Source organism: Cellulosilyticum sp., assembly GCF_982396655.1.
This window is the reverse complement of record NZ_CEVXFV010000099.1, coordinates 1-4585: the sequence shown is the minus strand read 5'-3', so window position 1 is coordinate 4585 and position 4585 is coordinate 1. Positions and strand designations below refer to the sequence as shown.

Here is a 4585-nt window from a genome sequence, read left to right as displayed (position 1 = left end):
ATCCAAGGGCTTGTTTGCTATGTCTACTTCTAGGTTTCTTTTTTTCACACTATCCTTCATCATTTGGTACTTGAGTATATATTCCAAACTTAACACAATTATAATTTACTTATTAAGCTACTCTATTCTTAGGTTTTTTATTGAATTTCTACGCTATGACACTAAAAGAGGGTACTTGGGTATCTTCTCCACATCTCAATGGATTAGTATCTTAATTATACTTAGTACCACGCTCTATATATTATACAAAAGATTCCCCTCACACAAATTAACCAAGCATCTTCACAAATCCTAAATCATCTCCATTGTATCCACCATTTTCTTATAACATCACTTTTAGAGACCTGTCCCCACTCCTATAACACCATTTTTAGAGACCTGTCCCCAAGGGATGCTGAATGTAAAAAAGGTGAGCCCACACTACTAAGCTCACCTTTTACTATATATAATCACACTATTATTTACATTAAAAACTACTTATATAAACACACTTTTTCACTACACTTGTTAACACTAATTTAATTTATGACTAATCAATCTTTAGTCGTTTTATATATGAGAATTATCTTTTTTGCATGAATGCAAATAATTCTTCTCTTGTTGGGAGTCCTTCGTTATCACTTGCGTGCATTACTTGGATTGCCCCGATAGCATTTGCTCTGTCTGCGCAGTTTTCTACTGACTCTTTTTCAAGAAGTCCGCTCAAGAAACCTACTGCAAAACCGTCGCCTGCACCTACTGTATCAATAACTTTTTCTACTTTGTAGCCATCGATATATTTTTCTTCTGTTTTTGTTTTTACATAGGCACCTTTTGGTCCCATTTTAATTACTACGTTTTTAACGCCTCTATTTAAGTAGAAGTCGGCAATGTCACTTTCGTGCTCAAGGCCTGTTAAAATTCTTCCTTCACCAATGCCTGGAAGTACAGTATCACATCTGAAAGCAATTTTATTAATCATTTCAATCATATGCTCTTTATTTTTCCAAAGACTTGGTCTAAGGTTAGGGTCAAATGATGTTGATAATCCATTATTTTTTGCTTTTTCGATAAGGTACAGTAAAGTTGCTCTTGATGAATCCGAGATAGCTGGGAAAATCCCTGTTAAGTGGAAGTGATCGAACCCTACCATATCAATGCTGTCTACATCGTCTACTGTAATATTAGATGCTGCAGAACCGTTGCGATAGTAAGCTACGTCTGGGTCACCTTCTTCTGTCTTTGCTTTTAATTGAAATGCTGTTGGATAGTGGTCATCAAAACAAATTTTGCTTGTATCAATACCTTCTCCATTTAAAAAGTCAATTAAATATTTTCCAAATGGGTCCATTCCTAATTTAGTAATATAACATACTTCGTGTTCAAGCCTTTTAAGACCAATTGCTACATTCATTTCTGCACCAGCAGCTGATCTTGTAAATCTTGTTACTGTATCTAATGTACCTTGCTCTTCAGCAATAAATAATGCCATAGGTTCCCCTACTAAAATTACTTTTGACATTTCGCTTCCTCCTATGTCTTCTACCTTGTACTTAGCTATGTATACTTAGCTAATATACCTTCTGCCTCTAGAATTATTATTCGCCTAATAACTCTAAAGTAATCTTGATTTTTTAAATACAATTCAAACAAACACGACATCAAATCTTATCCCTCAAATATGTGTATCCAAATTTTGATAGATTGAAATTTGATAAAAAAAATACGATTAACCCACGTATGCTTGTATGTGAATTAATCGTTTTTTATAGCTAGGTAACCTTATAGCTACCCAGCTATGCTATTAATACACGCCTCCATCATCTCTTAATAATGATGTAAAACCCATATTAATGTTTCTGACACAAATCATGCATCATACTAATTAGGAATGTTTTTAGAATGTGTGATACTAGGGATGTATCACTATATATGTTTTGGGTTTATGTGTTTCGCTAAGAACTTATTATCTTTGAACGCGTCCTGAACCATCTCCACCAGCTAAAGCTTGTACTTCAGCTACTGATACACGGTTGAAGTCGCCTTCGATTGTGTGTTTTAAACATGAAGCTGCAACTGCAAATTCGATTGCTGCTTGTGGTTCATAGTTGTTAACTAATGAGTAGATGAGACCACCGCCAAATGAATCTCCGCCACCTACACGGTCAACAATACGTACTGCATATTTTTTAGAGAAGAAGAAATCTTCGCCGTTGTATAACATTGCTGCCCAGTTGTTATCACTAGCTGAGATTGATTCTCTAAGTGTAATTGCTACATAATCAAAACCAAATCTATCTTTAAGTTGTTTAGCTACATCTTTATAACCATCGTGGTTAACTTCACCTTTAGTTACATCTGTATCTGCTGCGTGAATACCGAATACATCAGCTGCATCTTCTTCATTTGCGATACAAACATTTACGTATGGCATAAGCTCAGCCATTACTTGACCAGCTTTTTCTCTTGTCCATAATTTTTTTCTGTAGTTAAGGTCACAGCTTACTTTAACACCTTTAGCTTTAGCTGCTTTACAAGCTTCTAAACAGATAGCTGCTGCATTATCACCAAGTGCTGGAGTAATACCTGTGAAGTGGAACCATTCTGCTCCTTCGAAAATTTCATCCCAGTTGAAATCAGCTGTTGTTGCTTCCATGATTGAAGAGTGATTTCTATCGTAAATTACTTTAGAAGGTCTTTGAGAAGCACCTTTTTCTAAGAAGTAAATACCAATTCTTTCTCCACCGCGAGCGATGTGTTTTGTTTCTACACCGTATCTACGAAGATCATTTACTGCTGCTTGACCGATTTCGTGTGCTGGTAATTTTGTTACGAATTCTGCTTCTAATCCATAGTTAGCAAGAGAAACTGCTACGTTAGCTTCTCCCCCACCGTATGTTGCTTGGAATTGATCCACTTGGTTGAATCTTAAATACCCATTTGGGGCAAGTCTTAACATAATTTCACCGAAAGTAACTACTTTACTCATTATTCATTCTCCTATTATCTTTAAAAATATTATTTACTCTACTTGTTTTATGTGTAGCAGCTTAATAATTACTTTATTCACTATGCAAGCTGCTACGTATGATTTATGTATATGGTCACGTAATGATGTTCCCATGAAGTATCAATGTTATGTTGTTATTTATAAACTTTTATTTATAAACTATTTTTGTAATAAGTGAATAGCGAATCCACCCATTTCTTCTTTTAAGTAAACTGCTACTAATTTACCTTTTGCATTGTATTTAGCTGTTTCTTCATTGATTTCGATACCTTTAGCTTGAAGGTAAGCTACAGCTCTTTCAATGTAATTTGTTTTGTAAGCAATATGACCTTTAGCACCAAGGTATGGAGTTTTCATAACTTCTACGCCAAGACCAGCGAAGATTGAGCTATTGCCAACTTTAACACCTGTATTGAATGCACCATCAAATGCAGCAGCGATTTCTGATGCAGCATCTTCTGTTTCAGCGTTGATACCAACATGTGCAAGTTCGAATCCTAACATTTGTGTTACAGCTTCTCTTGTCATTTCTGTGATTTTATCAAATTCACCAGCAGCAACTAATTTAGGATCTACCATCCAGCTACCACCGCAAGCGATGATTCTATCGAATGATAAGTAATCATTAAGGTTTTTAGCGTTAATACCACCTGTTGGCATGAATTTCATATTTGTGTATGGACCAGCCATTGATTTGATAAGTTTAATTCCACCAACTGCTTCAGCTGGGAAGATTTTTACTACATTAAGTCCAAGTTCGATAGCTTGTTCTACGTCTGAAGGATTAGCACAACCTGGTGTTACAGGTATTCCTTTATCTACGCAGTATTTAACTACTTTTGGGTTAAGACCAGGACTTACGATGAATTTAGCTCCTGCTTCTACTGCTTCGTCTACTTGCTCTGTTGTAAGAACTGTACCAGCTCCGATTAACATTTCTGGGAACTCTTTTGCCATAATGCTGATAGCTTCTTTAGCACATGCAGTTCTGAATGTTACCTCTGCTACTGGAAGTCCTCCATCACATAAAGCTTTTGCAAGTGGTTTTGCTTCCTCAATTTTGTTAACTACTACTACTGGAACGATACCGTATGCACCGATTTGTTCAAGAACATTACTCATTGTCGTGCCTCCTATTTTATATTGATTTATTTCTAAATTTTATTAATCTTATTTTTATTAAAGACTAATCTATAACTTGCTTTAATTTCATATTTTTTTTTATATGTAACTATATATTAACATTCATTTTCACGCTTTTGTTGTTGTTTTTTAATAAATTTGACATAAGTTGTTATTCTTTTAATGAATATCAAACTTTTTATTTTAAATTATCTTATTTATTTTTATATTTGCCAGTTTTAGCCCTAATATTATGTTAGACGTATCTAATATATTATTAGCTAAATCTAACCATTTTTATATCCTTTTCAATATATCTACTACCCCATTTAACGAAAAATATTTTATTTTATATATAGTCTAAATATATATTTTTGACTTTATTATGCTATACTATATATAGTATTTAAGATTTCACATCTATATAGATTTCACATTTATAAAATTTAGTTATTCATGATTTTTAGTCGTGTG

Annotated in this window: 4 protein-coding genes; 1 reads left to right on the top strand and 3 read right to left on the bottom strand. The window is 34.1% G+C overall.

Going from position 1 to position 4585, the window contains the following annotated elements; all coding sequences use genetic code 11:
* The first annotated feature begins 19 nt into the window (after positions 1-19).
* Positions 20-295 (top strand): prolipoprotein diacylglyceryl transferase family protein, encoded by a 276-nt coding sequence (locus tag AC1VAQ_RS20705; RefSeq protein ID WP_302596798.1) that lies wholly within the window; start codon positions 20-22, stop codon positions 293-295.
* A gap of 267 nt (positions 296-562) precedes the next feature.
* Here the strand turns inward: AC1VAQ_RS20705 and AC1VAQ_RS20700 are convergent, their stop codons facing one another.
* From AC1VAQ_RS20700 to AC1VAQ_RS20690, 3 genes are all read right to left on the bottom strand, one after another.
* Positions 563-1501: a sugar kinase gene (locus AC1VAQ_RS20700; RefSeq protein ID WP_302596795.1), complete on the bottom strand. Its 939-nt coding sequence runs from the start codon at positions 1499-1501 to the stop codon at positions 563-565.
* 444 nt (positions 1502-1945) lie between these two features.
* Positions 1946-2971 (bottom strand): PfkB family carbohydrate kinase, encoded by a 1026-nt coding sequence (locus AC1VAQ_RS20695; protein WP_302596797.1) that lies wholly within the window; start codon positions 2969-2971, stop codon positions 1946-1948.
* 177 nt (positions 2972-3148) lie between these two features.
* Positions 3149-4111 carry a bifunctional 4-hydroxy-2-oxoglutarate aldolase/2-dehydro-3-deoxy-phosphogluconate aldolase gene (locus AC1VAQ_RS20690; RefSeq protein WP_302596794.1) on the bottom strand — a complete coding sequence of 321 codons (963 nt, stop codon included), beginning with the start codon at positions 4109-4111 and terminating at the stop codon, positions 3149-3151.
* Positions 4112-4585 lie beyond the last annotated feature (474 nt).